The organism is Vibrio sp. 1180_3, from assembly GCF_029478545.1.
GTDB classification, from domain to species: Bacteria; Pseudomonadota; Gammaproteobacteria; order Enterobacterales; family Vibrionaceae; genus Vibrio; species Vibrio aestuarianus.
In genome coordinates, this window is the sequence record NZ_SJFM01000013.1 from 66594 (window position 1) to 84747 (window position 18154).

Consider the following 18154-nt stretch of genomic DNA (forward strand, 5'->3'; position numbering starts at 1 on the left):
GAATATTTTAATGCTTAAATTCCGTACTGCGCACGATACGCTTTTACTGCGTCAAGGTGCACGGCATCAGTGCCCTTCTCTTCAAGGTAAGTCACAAGATCAGTCAAGCTTACAATCGATATAATCGCGCAACCAAAATCACTCTCTACTTCTTGAATGGCAGAAAGCTCACCTTTGCCTTTTTCTTGGCGGTCAATAGCCACCAAGACACCAGCAAGATCGGCACCGTTAGCTTGAATGATTTCCATTGACTCACGAATAGCAGTACCAGCAGTGATCACATCATCCACCAGCATAATACGCCCTTCTAATGCGCTACCCACTAAGTTACCGCCTTCACCGTGATCTTTCGCTTCTTTACGGTTAAAACAATATGGCGTATCAACATCATGATGATCAGCTAACGCCACTGCGGTAGTGGTCGCAATTGGGATCCCTTTGTACGCAGGGCCAAATAGCACATCAAACTCAATAGCAGAGTCAACCAACGCAGCGGCGTAAAAACGCCCTAAACGCGCCAAATCACGCCCAGTATTAAACAAGCCAGCGTTAAAGAAATAAGGGCTTTTACGACCTGACTTCAAAGTAAACTCGCCAAACTTCAACACTTCTTTCTCTAGTGCAAATTCAATAAATTCACGCTGGTACGCTTTCATGTTCTTCCTCTAAATTAATTTACTTTCCAGTTCCTAACTTCCGCCACATCAGGAAGCTAACAATGATGAATTTTCTAAATAGATAGCGCTACAACAAGGCAGCAAGGTTTTTCAGCCCTATGAGCATAGGAGACCTATGTGATTAGGGGGAAAAATTGCAGCTAACGTAGGTGTAGTGTTATATATGACGAAAATAAAAAAATAGCCCCCAAATTGGGAGCTATAAACTATTCTGCCAGAGCCGCTTTCTGCGCCTCAACAATATCGGCAATGCCTTTCTTGGCAACGGCGAGTAAGTCCATCAGCTCTTCGTGGCTAAAGGGTTCGCCTTCTGCGGTACCTTGAATTTCGATCATCTTACCGTTTTCTGTCATCACCACATTCATGTCGGTATCGGCGGCTGAATCTTCCACGTACTCCAAATCACATAAGATGTTTTCACCCAAGATACCAACCGATACAGCAGCAACATGACCTTTCATTGGGTTCTTCTTCAATTTACCTTTTGCTACCAAATGAGCAAAAGCGTCAGCCATTGCCACACTTGCGCCAGTGATTGAAGCGGTGCGCGTACCGCCATCGGCTTGGATAACGTCACAGTCTACGGTGATCATCACTTCAGGCATGGCTTCCAAATCAACCACAGCACGTAGGCTACGAGCAATAAGACGTTGGATTTCCATAGTACGTCCACCTTGCTTACCGTTCGCGGCTTCACGACGAGTACGTGAATGTGTTGCACGTGGCAACATGCCGTATTCAGCCGTAACCCAACCTTTACCCTGACCTTTTAGCCAGCGAGGAACCCCTTCTTCAACAGTGGCATTACACAACACTTTGGTATTGCCGAACTCAACCAATACTGAACCTTCAGCATAAGCGGTATAGTTGCGAGTAATTTTAATTGGGCGAACTTGATCTGCAGCGCGGTCGTTTGGACGCATAGTGCATCTACCTTTTATCGGGTGAGACGGAATCGATTGGGGCAAGATTATATAGGATTACGCGCCATGGCGCTAGGTTAGTCACCCTTTGCATTTATCGTGAACCTAGTACCTAAGAGCGGCTAGTGCTAACATATCTACCGTTTGATATTTCATCTTCGTCAGCAAAGGACAATTCAATGATTTACAGTATGACCGCGTACGCGCGCAAAGAAGTTAAAGGTGACTGGGGCACTGCGGTATGGGAAATTCGCTCGGTAAACCAACGTTATCTTGAAACCTACTTCCGCCTACCGGAACAATTTCGTGGTCTTGAGCCTGTGCTACGCGAGCGTTTTCGTAAACGTTTAGCGCGCGGTAAAGTCGAATGTCACTTGCGCTATGAAGCCAACCCTGCGGCTAAAAGTGAGTTGAATATCAACGAAGCGTTAGCCAACCAGGTGATCAAAGCGGCCAATCAAGTCATGCATCTAACTGGTGAATTAAGCCGCATTAACCCGTTCCAAATCATGCAGTGGCCGGGTGTAATGGAAACGCCAGAACAAGATATGGACACCATCAACAAAGAATTATTAGCAGCTTTTGATGAAGCCGTGTCTGAATTTATTGATGCTCGTGGCCGTGAAGGCGACAACATGAAAGCCTTGATTGAACAGCGCCTTGATGCGATCAGCGATGAAGTGGTAAAAGTACGCGCGCGCATGCCTGAAATCCTGCAATGGCAACGTGAGCGTCTATTTACTAAATTTGAAGAAGCGAAAATTGAGCTTGATGCCACACGCGTCGAGCAAGAGCTTATTCTACTCGCGCAAAAATCTGATGTAGCTGAAGAGCTAGACCGCTTAGATTCTCACGTTAAAGAAGCACGTAATGTGATGAAAAAAGGTGGTGCATGCGGCCGTAAACTCGACTTTATGATGCAAGAGTTCAACCGTGAATCAAACACGCTAGCATCGAAGTCAATCAGCACCGACATCACCGCATCAGGCGTCGAGCTTAAAGTTCTAATTGAACAAATGCGTGAGCAGATCCAGAATATAGAGTAACATCCAACCAGCTCCTCATATTTCCATAAAGCCCTTAATTAAAAGGGCTTTTTTTATTTCTTTGTACATGTGCGTCCACAAGGATCTACTGAAATCCAAAAATTAACGGGGAGTATAATGGGTAGAGCTTTGCAATTTACTCCCCAAAATAGTATAAAAACAGAAAGTACACCCCACACTTTGTAACAGTAGATCAAGACAGCTACATTTAAGCCTATATTCAAGGAGATAGAGATGAGTAATCTCACCGTCAAGCGAGTCAAGAAAATAATAAAAGACAAAGAAATAGGTCGTCATGCTGATGGGAGTGGTTTCTATCTTATGATCCCCAAAGTTGGTCGACCATACTGGATGCTGAGATACACGCTGTTTAAGAAAAGAAAGGAAGTGACTATTGCCAAAGTGGATGAACTTTCACTTGCTGACGCAAGGATTAAAGCCTCAGAACTTCGCAAACAAATAAGTGAAGGCGTCAACCCAATTGCCGAAAGAAAAAAAAGCAAGCAAGTCGATATACAGATAGTCGATGACCTATTCGAAGACTGGTACATAGATTTAGAAAAAAGATTAAAACACCCCAACATACCTAAACGTATCTACCAGAAAGAAATCTCCCCTCAGATCGGGCAGAACACATTAAAACACGTCACTCCTTTAGATATCCGTAACATTATTCAAATCGTTGCTAATAGTGGACGTCCAACGACAGCAAATGACACTTTAATGTACTGTAAACAACTTTTTAAGCACGGAATGAAAATTGGCGTAATTGAGTCGAATCCTGCTCTAGCTTTTTCTAACTATGATGCTGGTGGCATTGAAGAGAGCCGAGATCGCATGTTAGAACTGGAGGAAATTAAAAGTGTTTTCTCTGTCTTCAATGAGAATATTTATAGTTTTAACCGAGACAATTACCTAGCCTGTGCGTTACTTCTTTGCCTTGGCGTTCGTAAGTCTGAATTAACCGAAGCGAAATGGACAGAGTTCGACCTTGAGAACTCTTTCTGGCATTTACCAGCAGAAAGAAGTAAATCAGGAAATGGGTTCACTATTCCGCTTCCTGATACTTGTGTGCAGTGGTTCCAAGAGCTACATATGCGAGCTTGCGGGTCAGATTACGTTTTCCCTAATCGAAGAGAAAGTAAAGTCCCACACATGGGCAAAGACACGCTTAACAGAGCGATTTCAAAGCTATTTGGACGCGAAGCAGGGCGCAAGATTCAACCACCAAACAAAATGGGTGACATTAAACATTTCGCTGTCCACGATTTACGTCGAACTTGCCGTAGCCTACTCGCTTCTGTGAAAGTTCCTAGCCATGTTGCTGAGCGTTGTTTAAATCATAAGCTTAAAGGTGTGGAAGGTATCTATGACCGATATGATTATCTTGAGGAGCGTAAAGAAGCACTAGAAAAAGTCACTGCTCTGGTAAAAGACTATATCGCGACCTATTAACGTTCAAGAGATAAAAATCTCACTAACAACCAAACAGCAAGCATCGCACTCAAGCATCGCACTTAAGTGTATCGGTTTTGCTGGAGAACTTGTAAGCCATGGGCTACGCTCTCTTGCAAGTACACACTATACAAACAAGGCTTCGAAAGTGATAGAATAGAAGCTGCACTTGCCCACGTTGACGATAACCAAGTTCGTAGCGCCTACAAGCGTACCGATTATTTAGAACGACGAAAACTAATGATGTGCTGGTGAAGTGGGTATATAAAAGAGGCCGCCAAAGGCAGCCTCTCTGTTACTGGAACTAAAAGTTTAAAAGTTATTGGCTAGGCGTTTACTGAATATACGTAAATCGCGATATAAAGCTATCTAGCGTATTGTGGTCCTTAACTTCATCATGTGGAATCAGCAAGTACTTCCATTCCTTTCCGCCATTGGCGAGCAAGTGTTGGGATGCATTTTTACACCATGTACTGCCTGCCTTTGCCTTCTCAGTTACTTCCTCGCTCCAGCCACCCTCTTTTTCTTTATGCTGAGCGCTTTTTGTCTCAATCATCAAGACATATTTGTCCGTTTCAGCAATAAAATCAGGCAAATACGCCGGGTGTTCAGTACCGCTACGATAGTAAAGATTAAACTGCCCAGCGGCAGGCTTCAGCCATTTTAGGCTATGCCTTTCCAACAGCGAAGAGAATCGGCGTTCGGTATCTGAGTCAAATTTCTGCAATGGATAGAGACACTTAGAAAAACCACCAAAGATCAACTGCTTAATCTTGCTCTTTTCTTTGATTGTCGTAGTATAAGGCACTACATCTTGATCCCGAGCTACAGTATAAGAACAGTTTTTTAGTGGTGTAAAACCACTGGTGACTTGCACTTCATACTCAGTCACATTTTCATAAAAATGATTATTCAACTGAGCATGTATTAAGCGAGCGATAGTGTCCGATTGGTTCTGGAGGTACTGTCAAGTTAACCAATGCTATGGCAGTATTTCCTTATGAGCATATATAAAAGACACAGATTTCCTCCTGAAATTATCCGACATACCGTCTGGTTGTACTACCGTTTTAGCTTGAGTTTTAGGGATGTAGAAGATCTACTAGCAGAACGAGGCATTACCGTAAGTTACGAAACTATTCGGTATTGGTGTAACAAATTCGGGCGTATCTATAGCAAACGTATCAAGAAAAACGCCGGTCGATTTGGTGATACGTGGTTCATGGACGAGGTGTATATTCACATTCGTGGAGAGTGCCACTACCTTTGGCGAGCGGTAGACCAGGATGGTGATGTTATCGATATTCTCGTCCAGAAAAAAAGAGATGGAAAGGCTGCCAAGCGTTTCTTCAACCGTTTGTTAACGAGAAATCAGGGAGTTAGACCATGGAAAATCGTGACAGATAAACTTCGCAGTTATGATGTCGGTCACAGGGAACTCGTTCCAGAATCAATTCATGATAAAGAAAAGTATTATAACAATCGATGTGAAAGTTCCCATGAGCCAACAAGGGTGAGAGAGCGGCAAATGCGAAAATTCAAAAGTAGGGCACATGCGCAGCGCTTCCTCAATATGTTTTCGCTTGTTTACAACGTATTCAATTTGCAAAGACACTTGTGTCGAGCTGAATTTTACAAAAGTCGAAGAACTGATGCTTTTGCCAAATGGCGTGATATTACCGTGAGTTAATCTATTTTTCGTCGAACAGTAGAGGTTAAAACCAGTTAACTTGACAGTACCAACCAATTAAACCCTGTAGGGAGATATTAAATGAAATAACTTGAATACTGATTATTCAATAAATATTTTATCTCATCTTTTGTTTTCCCTTCAATCTCTTTTAAAAATATATCCATTGGTATTTTCCGAGACGCTCTTGATAATTGCAATTTCTTACCAAAATTTTGTAATTCTGTATGTGTTGCATTGAATTTTAGCTTTTCAGGCTGATGTCCAGATTTTTTAATCAGTATTTCTATCTTGTGAGTAAAGCAAACGATAGCATCAGGCTGGATTTCTTTTAATCGTGATATTTCATTAATATCTAATATTTCGGTTAACTCCACATGAAAGAGTGTCTTTAATTTTTCAAAAAGATAACCGAGTTTATTTTCAGATGAATTGGTGATAAAACACAGTCGTTTACGTTGTCTATCTGTTGACTTGTTTCTTTCTGTATGTTTTTTGATAATGAGTATTAATGTTGCGATCACGTTGTCATCAAAAATGAGAGCGTAAGTATCTTCAAATAAGTAAAAATAGGGCGCAATATTTAAATATGCCTTTTGTTCAATACCAATGACCTTTTCAAGCTTTTTATCGATAAAATGAATACCAAGTTGCTGTCTGATTAGCGTACTTTCGATTAACTCATATATGTCAGTATTAAACTCATATTGATTAATGATGGTTGTAACAAATCGAGATTGTATACCTTCAGAGAACTGACGGACCAATTTAAGTAGTTTTGAGTTAAAACATAAATAACGCCCTTTTTTATAAGTTAAACAAGCGAGTATTTTTGAAAATAAGAGACTTTCTTCTTTGTTCAGTGTTGGTAATGTAAATACTTGACAGTGAATTAAGCTAGGGATTTCACTTTTAGCTATTATTTGATATCGATGGAAACGCAATAAAGTAATCGATACGTATAATAAGATGAATTTTCGAGAATTATAGGACAGCTTGATGTCATGCTCTTCTCTAAGTTTCAAATAGAGTTGATTTGGATTGATTGTAAGCGTGTTACATAAATCGATGAACTGTTCGGCCAAAACACGATTTAAAGGGGTGATAGTGCTCTTTATTTTGAAGTTTAATTGTTCGTCTAGTTGAATGATTTTAGATAACTGATTAACAATAACAGAGCGAATGATTGTTTCATTTCCGACAAGTTGAGTTCCCTTTCTTTTATGAGTCACTAAAGAAAATCCATATTTAGTGATGATATTTTGTAAATGTAAACTGTCATTTTTCAACGAGCTTAAACTGATTTTGATCGCTTCGTAATGCTTCTTTTTATTTAGAACTTTTTTTAGACATAAAGTGAATAGTAGATGTTCAGAACGCTCATTTAAATCGTGTCTGTAGTTCATTACTGTCAAATCGTTAAATAGCTGAAGGTATTGTTCATAATTTAAGAGCTCCGTTTCCGGGTGACATGAAGCGATGTCTGAAGATGTCTTATCTTGCTTTGATATAAAATCGTTAATACGTTGGATTGAACGATAAACAGTCATTTTATGTTGTTGTAAATCTTCAGCAATAAAGTCAACGGAAAACTCTTCTAGCTCTGTGATCCGTTTCACAATTTGTAAATCTATTTTTTTTAAGTGCATCACATAACCAATTAATCAAATTCGTTACTTCTATTTATAACAATAAGTTAGAGTTATTTAAAGTCATAATATGAAAAAAATTGATAACAATTTGTGTCATTGAATGAATTTAAATTTAAATTAAAATTATACAAAAGTCATTAAGGAATAATAAAAATGAAAAGCTCTTTTAAACAAGAAATCCAGACATTTGGGCGGTCACTGTTGTTGCCTATTGCCGTTTTGGCACCAGTAGGTATGTTGATGGGTGTTTCAAGTGCACTCGGTCAATCTTACATGGTAGAACAACTACCTTTTCTCGGTAGTGAAGGTTTTAAAGCGTTATTTACATCATTAAAAACCATTGCAGGTGTTATTTTTTCTAATATCCCTCTTTTATTTGCAATGGGTGTTGCTTATGGTATGTCAAAAAAAGAAAAAGGTATTGCCGTTTTTGCTTCAGTAATTGCTTATTTAACACTACTGATCACAATGAAGGTCAGTTTGACATTAACAGGAGATTTAGCCACCGGAAAATTGGCTCTCGCTGGGCAGGGAATGATACTCGGTATACATACGTTAAAAATTGAAGCATTAGGGGGCATTATTGCGGGCCTAATTGCAGCCAAAGTGACCGATAGGTTTTATCGATTGCAACTGCCTCTTGCTTTTGCCTTCTTTAGTGGTAAAAAATCGGTCGCAATTATTTCAATTGCTGTGACGATGCCTGTTGGTTTGATCATTCCATTTATTTGGGAATGGTTTACAGCCGCAATGATTTCTCTATCTGGCTTCTTTATGTATGAAGGGGTTGGTATGGGGGCTTATTGGACATTGAATCGACTGCTTATTCCATTTGGATTGCATCATGTATTAAGTTCCATGCTGAGATTTACAGAAGCCGGTGGTATCTACATGATCGATGGTGTGAAATACGTCGGTATTTTACCAGCTATGAATCATGTGTTATTTGAGTTAGGTCCTAATCATCCAGCATGGAAAGAGTTGATGCCAACTTTAGGTGGTTACTTAGCATCAGGACAAATGTTGACAACACTATTCCGTATACCTGCGATCGGTTTAGCTATGTATCACACTGCGTTTACTAAGAATAAAAAGTTTGCTCGTGGAATCATCTTAACGGTGGTATTAACGGCATTCCTTGGTAATGTTACAGAGCCACTAGAGTTCTCGTTCCTATTTATTGCACCGGTTTTATTTGTTGTCTATGCCGTATTATCTGGTTTATTAGCTATTCCATTGTATTTCTTAGACGTATCTATTGGTTATATTCGTGGAACCATCTTTGATTTTGGTATCTTTGGATTGATGTATGAAAACACTCAATGGATTTCTTTAATTCTGGTTGGTATTGTCAACTTTGTCGTTTTCTATGGTGTGTTCCGCTATGCCATTGTGAAATTCAAGATAGCAACACCAGGTCGTGAACAAGATGTTGGTGACAACACATTATTATTAAATAAAGAGTACGATAAAATTGCTGAATTAGTTATTGAAGGCTTAGGTGGCAAAGGAAACATAGTACGTGTTGAAAACTGTGTAACTCGACTTCGTATTGACTTTAAAGATAAAGATCTTCTTGATGTTGATAAATTTAAAGCTGCTGGATCAGCAGGTACATTCTTCCCATCAGGAAAACACATTCATATTGTATTTGGTCCACATGTTGAGTTTGTGCGTAATTCAGTTGATGATCATATGAATGGTGTCATTTTAACATCAAAAATGGCTTAGGAATAATAATGAAAGCACTATATGATTCAAAAAGTAAAACAATAGATGATAGAGGGTTACGAGATGAACTCTCTTATCATGCAAAACTGCAATCTTATTTAGATTTAGAAGGTGCGCTTGCTTTAGCTCAAGGTGAGTTGGGTATTATTCCGGCTAAAGCGGGAAAAAATATTGCGAAAACATGTCATATGGACAATATCGATTTAGAAGAAATGGATCGAATTTACCGTGAAATCGGACATGGGTTTATGCCTTTAATTAAAGTGTTAGTGAAAGCTTGTGATGAAGAAAGTGGCAAATACGTTCATTACGGGATCACAACTCAAAATATTCAACAATCAGCGCAACTTTATCAACTCAAGAAGTTTCATAATAAGTTGTTGGGCTTTGTTGAGCAGTCCATTCATAGCCTAGGTAAGCTGGCAGAAAAACACCAACTTTCAGTTATGCCAGGAAGAACGCATGGCAAACACGCACTACCAATTACTTATGGGTATAAAGTATCGGTTTGGATTGAGGAGTTGATTTCTGCTGTTGAGAGATTAAAAGAGTCAGAAAAACGAGTTTTTACAGTCATGATGGGCGGTGCTGTTGGTGCTTTTCATGCGATGGGACCTGTTGGGCGAGAAGTGCAAGATCATGTCGCAAATCAGCTTGGAATGCATTCAATGAATATTCCATCTCGTAATAATCGAGTTTACAGAGCGGAATATATTAATAATTTAGCACTGCTTGCAACAACGTTTCATAAAATGGCTGAAGAAGTATATCAAACCTCCAGTGAAGAGTTTGGTGAACTTTCTGAAGCCTTTAAAAAAGGAACCGTTGGTAGCAGTACTATGCCTCAAAAAGTAAACCCAAAATTAGCGAAAGGCATTATCGCAAACTCTCTGAAGCTTTATTCTGTATTAACAACAACAATGTATGTGGCACCAAGACCATTTGAAGCGGACAGCTCCGCCTATTTTGTCTATGATAATTCATTACAAGAAGCCGCAGAGTTAATTGCAGAAGTGGTCATTAGAGCAGAAGAATTGACTCGTACTATTGTTATCAATCCAGAGTATATGAAAAAGAATGTCATGATCACTCATGGGTTGATTAATAGTGAAAAAATCATGATGAGCTTGGTTGAACGTCTAGGTAAAGATCCTGCTCATGAACTGGTTTATGAGTTGGCAATGGAGAGTACTCATAGTGGTCGAGAATATAGTGAAGTGCTTGGTGATAACTCAATAATGAAAGAAAACTTTACTGAGTCAGAGATTCAGCAATTGCTTGATCCATTAGAATATATTGGTCAGTGTCGTGAAACAGCCGTTTATTGGTCAGAAAAGGCATTTGCTTATCGTGTGTAAGGTACTGTCAAGTTAACTGGTTTTAGCCTCTACGATTCGACGAATAGTAGATTAACTCGCGGTAATATCACACCATTTGGCAAAAGCATCAGTTCTTCGACTTTTGTAAAATTCAGCTCGACACAAATGTCTTTGCAAATTGAATACGTTATAAACAAGCGAAAACATACTGAGGAAGCGCTGCGCATGTGCCCTACTTTTGAATTTTCGCATTTGCCGCTCCCTCACCCTTGTTGGTTCATGAGAACTTTCACACCGATTATTGTGATACTTGCTATTGTCGTGAATTGATTCTGGAACAAGCTCTCTGTGAGCAACATTATAACTGCGAAGTTTATCTGTCACTATTTTCCAAGGGCTAACCCCTTGATTTCTCGTTAGCAAGCGGTTGAAGAAACGCTTGGCAGCCTTTCCATCTCTTTTTTTCTGGACGAGAATATCGATAACATCACCATCCTGGTCTACCGCTCGCCAAAGGTAATGACGCTCACCACGAATGTGAATATACACCTCGTCCATGAACCACGTATCACCAAATCGATCGGCGTTTTTCTTGAGACGTTTGCTGTAGATACGCTCGAATTTGTTACACCAATACCGAATAGTTTCGTAACTTACGGTAATGCCTCGTTCTGCTAGTAGATCTTCTACATCCCTAAAACTCAAGCTAAAACGGTAATACAACCAGACGGTGTGTTGGATAATTTCAGGAGGGAATCTGTGTCTTTTATATATGCTCATATGGAAATACTGCCATAGCATTGGTTAACTTGACAGTATCATTGCGGCTGTTGCTTGTGCAAATCACGCTTAGCCATATCACCAACCCAAGGGACTATATTCCCATTTTGCTCAATATAATTGTATTTATATCCTACTTTTAGGCTTAGTTTGCGCATTGACCAAGGCGATGATGTGAATCCCTGAATGCCAAAGACCACCAAATTACACTTTTATGCGCAAAAAAATGTAAAATTCCACACTTTTATGCGCATAAAAGTGCAATTCGAGTTATAGTATAGGCCGTTAACAATCTTTATTGGCGGGAAATGACTATGCAGCGTAACTTACTCAACGCCTTAATTGCATGGAAAAAACAACCTGTGCGCAAGCCATTATTGATCGATGGCGCAAGACAAACAGGTAAAACCTATCTGCTGCAAGAGTTGTTTGGGAACACCTTTGCCAACATCCTTCGTATCGACTTCCTTGAAAATCCTGCCTACAAAGAGGCGTTCGATGGCTCACTGTCACCTGACGAGCTAGTAATGAACATTGAGTTGTTAACCAACCAAGCGTTCAATCCAGAAACCGACTTGCTGATATTAGATGAAATTGGCGAATGTGAACGAGCCGTAACTTCGCTGAAGTATTTTGCCGAAAAAGCACCGTCCTATTTTGTCGCAGCCAGCGGTTCGAACATTGGTTTGCTCAATACCTTCCCTGTAGGCAAGGTAGAACAATACAATTTACGACCACTGACCTTCCAAGAATTTATTTACGCATCCAACGAGCAAGCACTGATCAAAGCATTTGAGAGTCAAGCAAGCACACCGGCGGTGCACACTAAATTGATGGATAAACTAACCGACTATTTTTTTACCGGTGGTATGCCGGAAGCCGTTTCTGCTTGGTATCAGTTTAAGGATTCAAGCATTCTAGAGCGTGTTGAAAAAGTCACAAAAATTCATGCCGATTTAGTTGAAGGTTATCGCCGCGATTTCGGTAAGTACGCAGGCAAGGTCGATGCCACACTAATTGAATCTGTGTTTAATAGCATTCCAGCGCAGCTATCACTTGTGAGCGATGAGTCCGTTAAACGCTTTAAATTTAAGCATGTGCATGAGCGGAAATCTCGTTATAGCGACTTTGAAACCGCGATCCATTGGCTTAACTGCTGCCGCTTAGCTTTGCCAAACTACCCTGTTGAAGGATTGCCGAAATCTCCGCTGGCGGCCTATAAAAAAGAAAATATGGTTAAACTGTTTCTGTTTGATGTGGGCCTGCTCAATCATATGCTAGGCAGCAGTTATAAAGAGATTAAGCAACAAAACTATGAATACAAAGGCTATGTGGCTGAAAACTTTGTGCAACAAGAGCTCACTGCTATTGGTGTTGACCCAAGCTATTCATGGAATGACGCCCGCGCCGAAATCGAATTTATTTTGGCAACCGATGAAGGCGATATCGTCCCTGTTGAAGTCAAAAGTGGTAAACGTACAAGAGCAAAATCGTTGGCATCCTACGTTGAAAAATGTACTCCAAGTAAAACCTTTAAGTTAACGGGTACACAAGGCTCTTCAGCGTTAGAACAAACCAATATCGTGATGCCTTTGTATTTCACACAGTATTTACCTCAGAGATGGTAAAAGCGCATTGTCTAGAAGCACTAGGTCTACACAACGTTACTTTATAGGTAATAATCTGTAGACCTTTTGGTGGGCTTACAACCTTTCAATCAACCCTCAATCAGTTTTTTGCTCACGTCATTTGGTCGGCCTATAGCCCCATCGTTTAAAGCAAATCACTCAAGCGATTTAATAGTGCTTTACGGCTATCATTCGCCACAACAAAGCGCTTAAAGCGTTGTTCAAACGCCGCTTTATCAGCTTTGAACTGATAAGCCTCAAACAGCTGATGCAGATAGCGTGATGCCGTATCGTAACCACTGGCGCAAGTTCGATTCGCTTGCTCTTGTGCTTGCTGCCAGAAGCGTTCACGCTGATTGTAGATATCCGTCAACGATTTTTCTTTTTCCGCTTTTTCGATGGCTAATTTTTTTGCGAGTTCCTCTGCTTGCTCTTGCTGTAATTGGCTTTGCGCTTGCTCGATGAAAGGGGAAATTAGGTCGAGCGTTAACCAATACAGATAGGCTTCGTCTTTGCTGGCTGGTTCTTTTCGCGTCAGTGCTAAGGCTTGGTGGCGGGTTAGCTGGCCTTGCTCAAACAGCGTGCGTAGTAGCGTATTTTTCTCCGCATCCGTGAGATTGTGTAGCCACGCATCAAACTGAAAATGGGGTTGTTTGGCTTGGTGACTTGATTGTTCGTTCAGCACCATGGCGAGCGCCTTAACCAATGCTAAGGGAATATCATACAGTGCCGCAAAGGCCTGCAACTCTTCACTGAGGTGTTCAAAATCGAATTGAATCAACGGCATTCGCTCAACGTCATCATTAAAATCAAACGCTTTGAGCCACATGAAGTACACAAGGCGCCAATCCCCTTGCATTAAACCGCTGCGTAAAGCAGCTAAATGCTGGAAAAAATCGTCAGCATGTTCATCGTCAAAATATTCGTCATACTCCTCGATGGAAAAAATCAGCAACTGCCACTCATCGCTTTGATGCACATAAAGCCCATCTATTGAAAAGCCGAGTAACACATCTGGAAGCGTTCCAGCTGGTAGCTTGATGTATACATCGATTGAGCCCCAATCAGCATAATAAAAACCGATATCGAAGTATTTTACCATCAACTCAGAAGGCTCAGCCTTTAAGTCACTGTAGGTGTAATACACCTGAAAGGACGTAGCGCTGATCTCGGCACGGCTTGAAATCGATCTGAGTGCTTGACGCGCTTTAGCATCTAAATACCCATCCAAACGCTCGAATTTATAGTATTGATATTCGCTCACGATGACCTTGCTATGTATTTATTGTGAATTGGAACGTTTGGGTCAACAAAGGTTGGATCTGCACTTTTCTGGCGACTGGTTCACCATTAACGTAGCGTCTTGGATCAATGATAACAAATCCCCAAAACTGTAAAAAACGATCAATAAAGCGCGACTCAATCAAGAGACTTAAATTCTGTTTTGGTGAAAAATAGCCATCCGATGGAAATTCACGCAACAAATCAGGAAATGCGGTTTCCATCTCATCAATCAACTGACCAACATTTCCATGGCCTTGTAAACGCCACAACATAAAGAGCCAGAAGGTTTGTAAATTCACTTCATGATCAAAACCGTCAAAATAGCCCCAATTGTATTGAGTTATCGTGGCTTCTAGCATGGGTTTAAAAAAGACTTGAAGACCATGGACCTGATACTGCTTCTGGGCGGCTTTTTTCACATGATAACGGCCACTGCGACGATAAATGATGCCTGCAATTTCAGCTAAAATACGAGCATAGTGTAGGGCATTAAATTTATCTTCATTGCTACCAGCAAAATCACTGATGCTAATATCACGCTCAAATTGAGAAACAGCAAATTGCGGCAATAAGCCACTGGCCAGTTTGACTAACTTGGCCGGTAAGTTACCTTTACTCGTGGCCTTAAACGATCCCTCGTTTTGCATAGCTTCGTCTAAAATCAGCGCCAAATATCGCATCACAGGGCTAGATGAGAGATCATCTGGCGTGGACATTGTCACCCATTGTAATTCATCAAAAGGCGCATAGAGCCAATTGGCCATTTGCGTAGATGATAAACCACAAAAATCAGAGTGTGAGCAGTTATTACGCTCCTGAACTTTGTGTTGCATCACTACATTGAGTTCATCGAGCGATAAATTAGGATTCATCGCAACCATTTGCTCAACATCATCAAAGAGTTCAGCATGCAGCTTTGACACTCGGTTCATGCAACAACGTTTGTATTTTTTACCGCTGCCACAAGGACAAGCGTCGTTTCGACCTGGTTTCATTGTTAGTGGTTCTAAGCTAGTTATGTTTGCTATTGCATGATTATACCCACCCGCACAAATAAAACTAAGATCAGCATGCTTGAAAATCACAGCCCTTCATAATGAATCTATTGGCAATAGAAAAGAGTTAACTAAAAAATGAGATATTCATAGCTGCGCTTCCGCTTCACCATGCTGGCGGACAAATCTGATTGCTTCGCGGCGGCAGTTGACGTTGATCTTCTTATACAGTTTATAGATGTGTGTTTTGACTGTGCTTTCAGCAACAAATAGTTCATTGGCTATCTGTAGGTTAGAGCGACCACATACTAAACGATCGAGAATTTGCTTTTCACGCTTGGTCAATTCTTCTAAGCCGTGTTGAGAAGACAAAGCATAAGGTTTGAGTTGATTGAGCATGCTTGCCATTAATTCACGTGGCAGCCACAAATTTCCATTCGCCACAGACTCCACACATCGAATCAGATGTTCGACTGGTGCATCTTCATAAAGAATGCCTTTTAAACATACCCATGACGCAATTTCTTCAGTGCACAGATCCAGCGGTACATTATAAATCACAAGATTTAGATTTAAGGTCATCGCTGAGAGCAAATGGTTATATAGCTGATCATTAATATAATCATAACCGATAAGAACTACGGCAATTTCATCCACGCTCTCATCTTGGCTAAATTTTTCTATATCCTGATGTTTTATCGAAAATTTATTACATTTACATAGCTCTCTTTGGATAAGCCTAGAATGAATATTTTTCCGTCCTAAGAACAACACCTTCTTTTCAGAATTTCGCTTATCTAATACTTTTCCTTCCATGGTTAGACCTCGGAATTAGTGAGTAGACCTATAAAATTAATTTAGCAACCAAACATAAATAGCAATGCTAATAATGTATATCATGATCGACCTTTTTTCTGTCTCTAAATTGAAACAAGTCACCATCAAATAAAACAAACATGTAACGATATGAAATATAAGCTTTAAATATTAAAAACCAAAAAATCCCATACTACTCCACTACTACTTTTTAAATTTACTCATTCTTCTTTAATACTCCACGTTAAATTTCCAGCCTTATAGTTACTGGCATGTTGACAGCAGGTAAGGTTGCATTATGAGGGCTATAACAAAAAGCATTGTTTTTTTTATTATCCCTCTCATGAATTTGGGCGAGCAGGCGCTTGCTGTAAATAGTGAAAATTTATCATTAACGATTTCTGGCCATATAAAAAACCAATGTGAAATGAACTTTAGAACGGGCAATAAAATGGACTTTTCGAATGAGAAGATAAAGTCCCTGCCGTTTGATGTTTATTGCAATCAACCATTAAAGATGTCGATTTATTCCAAAAATGGTGGTTTACGGTTATTACAATCCAGAACAAATTTACTCACTCAATACCAGCTAGATATCGCTATTCATTCAATCGGACTAAATGCATCGCTATCAAGTGAGGATCTGCTGTCGCCAACAGTTATTTACGGTTCAAGTGATATTCCATTTACCACAGAAGGGGTAATGCGAGTAACACTAGATGAAAACCTGCTGTATGCGGGCCATTACGAAGATGTCATTGAAATTGATGTGTATCCCTCAATTCATGACATCAGTAACTAGAAAACCTGCCTAACGGCAGAACAATGCCCTGTTTGGATTGGGGCTATAGCAAGTAACTCTTTCATTAAGTTAAAGGAATCTATCGTATGAAAAAGCTAACAATGTGTGCAGTTGCCGTATCAGCTCTATTTGGAACACAAGTAAACGCTGCTTCTCTTCAATTGACTGGTTTTATTGAGCCTGTCTGTGAAATTACTGACCTATCAAGCCAAGCTCTTAACTTTGGGGCGGTAACTTCTGTGCAAACCGCTCAAGATGATATTACGGTGAAATGTAACGATTCTGATGGTGCAACGATAACATTAACCAGTGTTGAAGGTGGTCTCGAATCAGATGATAACGAAGACTATGCCATCCCTTATACCGCTATCTTAACGCCATCAGTATCAGGTTTAGCACCCATTACCCTTAATGCACCTGGTGGCCCTGGCTTGAACAACGTGAGCGTTAGTGAGTCCTACAGCGGTTCAACTAGCTTAGCTACTGGGGTTTCAGCAACGCTATCGATTACTACAAGCGCCACGGCGTTGTGGGCTGGTGGCTACTCAGACACGCTAACCGTTCAAATTACCGCGCAATAATAAAACAGCAGTAGTGATGGGAGGCGCTAGCCTCCCATTTGTAATCAAGGAGTGGTTCATATGTTCATAGCCAAATATCTCGGTTTGTTTGCATTATTGATAATGAGCTCTGTCGCTAACGCTTATAAAGTGCAACCGATGGTGGCCGAAATTACCCCAGTTGGTAAGGGATCACAAATGACAATGCGGATTGATAACACTAGCCAACAACCTTTGACAGTCGAGTTTATTCCGCTGTCGATGTCGATGGATGAGATGGGTAATGAGACAACCAAACCGGCAGATGATGACCTGCTAGTGATTCCAGTTACCGCGATAATCCCGCCAGGACGCTCCCAATCGGTGATGGTCCGCTATCTTGGTAACCCCTCTATTTCACAATCACAATCTTATCGGATTGCGGTAAAGCAAGTAAAAGTAGAGCGAGCTGACACCGACGAAACGGCTAGCATCGGTGTGCTGATGCAGTTTAATACCTTGCTCAATGTCAGACCTAAAAATACTAACCCTGCAATGAAAGTTGAGCGAGTCGAGCAGAAAGATGGCAAGTGGTTAGTTGAAATAACCAATGATGGTAAGAGTTACGGCCGCCTATCCAAAACAAATTGGCGAATCACCGATCACAATCAATCCCTCTTCCTACCAGGTAGCGATATTAGTAAGTTTCTTGCTGGTACGCTCATTTTACCAAAATCAAAACGCATCTTCGTGATGCAACCACCAGAAGGCTTTGACGCACAATCAACATCGATTGAAATTGAAAACATTGACTGAA

At 40.5% G+C, this 18154-nt stretch carries 17 protein-coding genes and 1 pseudogene; 10 read left to right on the forward strand and 8 right to left on the reverse strand.

The window, feature by feature from the left end:
* Positions 1 to 14 precede the first annotated feature (14 nt).
* Positions 15 to 656 (reverse strand): orotate phosphoribosyltransferase, encoded by a 642-nt coding sequence (pyrE, locus tag EYW48_RS10095; protein WP_277432353.1) that lies wholly within the window; start codon positions 654 to 656, stop codon positions 15 to 17.
* A gap of 227 nt (positions 657 to 883) precedes the next feature.
* On the reverse strand, positions 884 to 1600 hold the full coding sequence (gene rph / locus EYW48_RS10100) for a ribonuclease PH (protein ID WP_053309718.1): 717 nt from the start codon (positions 1598 to 1600) through the stop codon (positions 884 to 886).
* Between the two features lie 179 nt (positions 1601 to 1779).
* Between rph and EYW48_RS10105 the strand changes: the two genes are divergently transcribed.
* From EYW48_RS10105 to EYW48_RS10115, 3 genes and pseudogenes are all read left to right on the forward strand, one after another.
* Positions 1780 to 2646: a YicC/YloC family endoribonuclease gene (locus EYW48_RS10105; RefSeq protein WP_171980917.1), complete on the forward strand. Its 867-nt coding sequence runs from the start codon at positions 1780 to 1782 to the stop codon at positions 2644 to 2646.
* A gap of 234 nt (positions 2647 to 2880) precedes the next feature.
* The gene (locus tag EYW48_RS10110) at positions 2881 to 4101 is read left to right on the forward strand and encodes a site-specific integrase (protein WP_277432354.1); all 1221 of its coding nucleotides are present in this window, start codon (positions 2881 to 2883) and stop codon (positions 4099 to 4101) included.
* Between the two features lie 49 nt (positions 4102 to 4150).
* Positions 4151 to 4431, forward strand: a pseudogene (locus EYW48_RS10115) (integrase); the annotation flags it as partial.
* A 4-nt stretch (positions 4432 to 4435) separates the two neighbouring features.
* Here the strand turns inward: EYW48_RS10115 and EYW48_RS10120 are convergent.
* Positions 4436 to 4993 carry a hypothetical protein gene (locus EYW48_RS10120; RefSeq protein WP_277432355.1) on the reverse strand — a complete coding sequence of 186 codons (558 nt, stop codon included), beginning with the start codon at positions 4991 to 4993 and terminating at the stop codon, positions 4436 to 4438.
* Positions 4994 to 5101: 108 nt separating this feature from the next.
* Between EYW48_RS10120 and EYW48_RS10125 the strand changes: the two genes are divergently transcribed.
* On the forward strand, positions 5102 to 5791 hold the full coding sequence (locus EYW48_RS10125; RefSeq protein WP_277432356.1) for an IS6 family transposase: 690 nt from the start codon (positions 5102 to 5104) through the stop codon (positions 5789 to 5791).
* 77 nt (positions 5792 to 5868) lie between these two features.
* On the opposite strand, the gene EYW48_RS10130 is transcribed toward EYW48_RS10125, so the two are convergent.
* The gene (locus EYW48_RS10130) at positions 5869 to 7440 is read right to left on the reverse strand and encodes a helix-turn-helix domain-containing protein (RefSeq protein WP_277432357.1); all 1572 of its coding nucleotides are present in this window, start codon (positions 7438 to 7440) and stop codon (positions 5869 to 5871) included.
* A 156-nt stretch (positions 7441 to 7596) separates the two neighbouring features.
* On the opposite strand from EYW48_RS10130, the gene EYW48_RS10135 reads away from it, so the two are divergent.
* Positions 7597 to 9174 carry a PTS transporter subunit EIIC gene (locus EYW48_RS10135; RefSeq protein ID WP_277432358.1) on the forward strand — a complete coding sequence of 526 codons (1578 nt, stop codon included), beginning with the start codon at positions 7597 to 7599 and terminating at the stop codon, positions 9172 to 9174.
* An 8-nt stretch (positions 9175 to 9182) separates the two neighbouring features.
* Complete coding sequence (locus EYW48_RS10140) at positions 9183 to 10532, forward strand: adenylosuccinate lyase family protein (protein ID WP_277432359.1); 1350 nt, start codon at positions 9183 to 9185, stop codon at positions 10530 to 10532.
* Positions 10533 to 10583: 51 nt separating this feature from the next.
* On the opposite strand, the gene EYW48_RS10145 is transcribed toward EYW48_RS10140, so the two are convergent.
* On the reverse strand, positions 10584 to 11273 hold the full coding sequence (locus EYW48_RS10145; RefSeq protein WP_277432360.1) for an IS6 family transposase: 690 nt from the start codon (positions 11271 to 11273) through the stop codon (positions 10584 to 10586).
* Positions 11274 to 11587: 314 nt separating this feature from the next.
* Between EYW48_RS10145 and EYW48_RS10150 the strand changes: the two genes are divergently transcribed.
* Entirely contained in the window at positions 11588 to 12901 is a 1314-nt protein-coding gene (locus EYW48_RS10150) for an AAA family ATPase (protein WP_277432361.1), read from the forward strand.
* Positions 12902 to 13046: 145 nt separating this feature from the next.
* On the opposite strand, the gene EYW48_RS10155 is transcribed toward EYW48_RS10150, so the two are convergent.
* The 3 genes from EYW48_RS10155 to EYW48_RS10165 form a co-directional block, all read right to left on the reverse strand.
* Positions 13047 to 14165, reverse strand: coding sequence for a hypothetical protein (locus EYW48_RS10155; protein ID WP_277432362.1), 1119 nt, complete (start codon positions 14163 to 14165; stop codon positions 13047 to 13049).
* A 10-nt stretch (positions 14166 to 14175) separates the two neighbouring features.
* Positions 14176 to 15180, reverse strand: a complete 1005-nt coding sequence (locus EYW48_RS10160; protein ID WP_171981779.1) for an SEC-C domain-containing protein — start codon at positions 15178 to 15180, stop codon at positions 14176 to 14178.
* Positions 15181 to 15327: 147 nt separating this feature from the next.
* Positions 15328 to 15996, reverse strand: coding sequence for a response regulator transcription factor (locus tag EYW48_RS10165; protein WP_277432363.1), 669 nt, complete (start codon positions 15994 to 15996; stop codon positions 15328 to 15330).
* Positions 15997 to 16294: 298 nt separating this feature from the next.
* Here EYW48_RS10165 and EYW48_RS10170 point away from each other — a divergent pair, with 298 nt between their 5' ends.
* The 3 genes from EYW48_RS10170 (at position 16295) to EYW48_RS10180 (ending at position 18153) form a co-directional block, all read left to right on the forward strand.
* On the forward strand, positions 16295 to 16798 hold the full coding sequence (locus EYW48_RS10170) for a hypothetical protein (protein ID WP_053309726.1): 504 nt from the start codon (positions 16295 to 16297) through the stop codon (positions 16796 to 16798).
* Between the two features lie 86 nt (positions 16799 to 16884).
* The gene (locus tag EYW48_RS10175) at positions 16885 to 17379 is read left to right on the forward strand and encodes a hypothetical protein (RefSeq protein WP_171980566.1); all 495 of its coding nucleotides are present in this window, start codon (positions 16885 to 16887) and stop codon (positions 17377 to 17379) included.
* Positions 17380 to 17445: 66 nt separating this feature from the next.
* Positions 17446 to 18153 carry a molecular chaperone gene (locus EYW48_RS10180; protein ID WP_277432380.1) on the forward strand — a complete coding sequence of 236 codons (708 nt, stop codon included), beginning with the start codon at positions 17446 to 17448 and terminating at the stop codon, positions 18151 to 18153.
* Position 18154: the final 1 nt, after the last annotated feature.

Coding starts and splice junctions, on each gene's coding strand:
- EYW48_RS10150 (WP_277432361.1), top strand. CDS start 11,588: ATGCAGCGTAACTTACTCAACGCCTTAATTGCATGGAAAAAACAACCT.
- pyrE (WP_277432353.1), bottom strand. CDS start 656: ATGAAAGCGTACCAGCGTGAATTTATTGAATTTGCACTAGAGAAAGAA.
- EYW48_RS10110 (WP_277432354.1), top strand. CDS start 2,881: ATGAGTAATCTCACCGTCAAGCGAGTCAAGAAAATAATAAAAGACAAA.
- EYW48_RS10170 (WP_053309726.1), top strand. CDS start 16,295: ATGAGGGCTATAACAAAAAGCATTGTTTTTTTTATTATCCCTCTCATG.
- EYW48_RS10125 (WP_277432356.1), top strand. CDS start 5,102: ATGAGCATATATAAAAGACACAGATTTCCTCCTGAAATTATCCGACAT.
- EYW48_RS10130 (WP_277432357.1), bottom strand. CDS start 7,440: ATGCACTTAAAAAAAATAGATTTACAAATTGTGAAACGGATCACAGAG.
- EYW48_RS10165 (WP_277432363.1), bottom strand. CDS start 15,996: ATGGAAGGAAAAGTATTAGATAAGCGAAATTCTGAAAAGAAGGTGTTG.
- EYW48_RS10175 (WP_171980566.1), top strand. CDS start 16,885: ATGAAAAAGCTAACAATGTGTGCAGTTGCCGTATCAGCTCTATTTGGA.
- rph (WP_053309718.1), bottom strand. CDS start 1,600: ATGCGTCCAAACGACCGCGCTGCAGATCAAGTTCGCCCAATTAAAATT.
- EYW48_RS10105 (WP_171980917.1), top strand. CDS start 1,780: ATGATTTACAGTATGACCGCGTACGCGCGCAAAGAAGTTAAAGGTGAC.
- EYW48_RS10145 (WP_277432360.1), bottom strand. CDS start 11,273: ATGAGCATATATAAAAGACACAGATTCCCTCCTGAAATTATCCAACAC.
- EYW48_RS10135 (WP_277432358.1), top strand. CDS start 7,597: ATGAAAAGCTCTTTTAAACAAGAAATCCAGACATTTGGGCGGTCACTG.
- EYW48_RS10160 (WP_171981779.1), bottom strand. CDS start 15,180: ATGAAACCAGGTCGAAACGACGCTTGTCCTTGTGGCAGCGGTAAAAAA.
- EYW48_RS10140 (WP_277432359.1), top strand. CDS start 9,183: ATGAAAGCACTATATGATTCAAAAAGTAAAACAATAGATGATAGAGGG.